Source organism: Vagococcus acidifermentans, assembly GCF_003987655.1.
In the GTDB taxonomy this organism is placed as follows: domain Bacteria; phylum Bacillota; class Bacilli; order Lactobacillales; family Vagococcaceae; genus Vagococcus_B; species Vagococcus_B acidifermentans.
Genome location: NZ_NGKC01000038.1, coordinates 1 through 1,101 on the forward strand (window position 1 = coordinate 1; position 1,101 = coordinate 1,101).

Annotated in this window: 1 pseudogene; it reads left to right on the top strand. The window is 44.1% G+C overall.

The window, feature by feature from the left end:
- A pseudogene (locus CBF27_RS13990) lies at positions 1 to 1,027 on the top strand (IS3 family transposase); the annotation flags it as partial.
- Between the last annotated feature and the right edge of the window lie 74 nt (positions 1,028 to 1,101).

A 1,101-nucleotide genomic window follows, 5' to 3' on the forward strand; every position in this document is an offset into this window, starting at 1 on the left:
ATACTAGCGGCTCATTTAGCGAAAAAGATAATCGTTCGCCCAAAGAGGAAGAGCTGATCAAACTAAGAAAAGAAAATATGAAACTGAAAATGGAAAATGATATTTTAAAGCAAGCGGCGCTGATATTCGGACGAAAAGACAAGTAATCTCTCAAAACAAGCATAAGTACGCCATATCAGCCATGTGTCGAGCGCTGGGCATTTCCCGGCAAACCTATTACTACAAAGTTAAACCAGTACGGTCTGAAAGTGACTTAGAGGAAGCAGTTGAAACAAGTTTTCAGCAAAGTCGTTATAATTATGGTGCGCGAAAAATCAAAGCAGACCTGGCCCAACAAGGCATCTGCGTGAGTCGCCGGAAAGTCCGCCGCATCATGAGTCAACGACAATTGGTTTCCAATTATACAAGGGCACAGTTTAAGCCGCATAAAACGCCTGTCAATGACACAACTTTGCCAAATCTGTTGAAACGAGAGTTTAAATCCGATTGTCCTTTGGAAAAAATCGTGACGGATCTGACGTATGTCCGAGTGGGACAAGCATGGTATTATGTCTGTTTTGTGACGGATTTGTTTAACCGCGAAATCATTGGCAGCAGCTATGGTTCGCGTAAAGATGCCGAACTTGTCAAACGTGCACTGCAGTCTATTCGAGGCTCTTTGGCAAAGGTGTCCATCTTTCATACAGACCGTGGCAAGGAATTCGATAACGCACTAATCTCGGAGGTGCTGGAAACGTTTGGTATTGCCCACTCTCTTAGTCAAAAAGGCTGTCCGTATGATAATGCGGTGGCAGAGTCGACATACAAATCATTTAAGATGGAATTTGTGTATCCCAATCAGTTTGAAACGCCTGAAAGTTTGGGGCTAGGGTTATTAGATTATGTTAATTGGTGGAATCACTGGCGACTACATGAAGCACTTGGATATCAAACACCTGTCAGTCTACGAACACAGAGATTGGCGAAGCTGTCCCTTGATAGTGAGCCCGTCTGTGATACCGTCACGGAAACGATCCTGACTTTTTAAAGCTGGGAAGCTGATCGTGAAAACTCACAGACGGGGAGGCTCGCTGTCAAGGGCAATCGGATAACATGATAAAA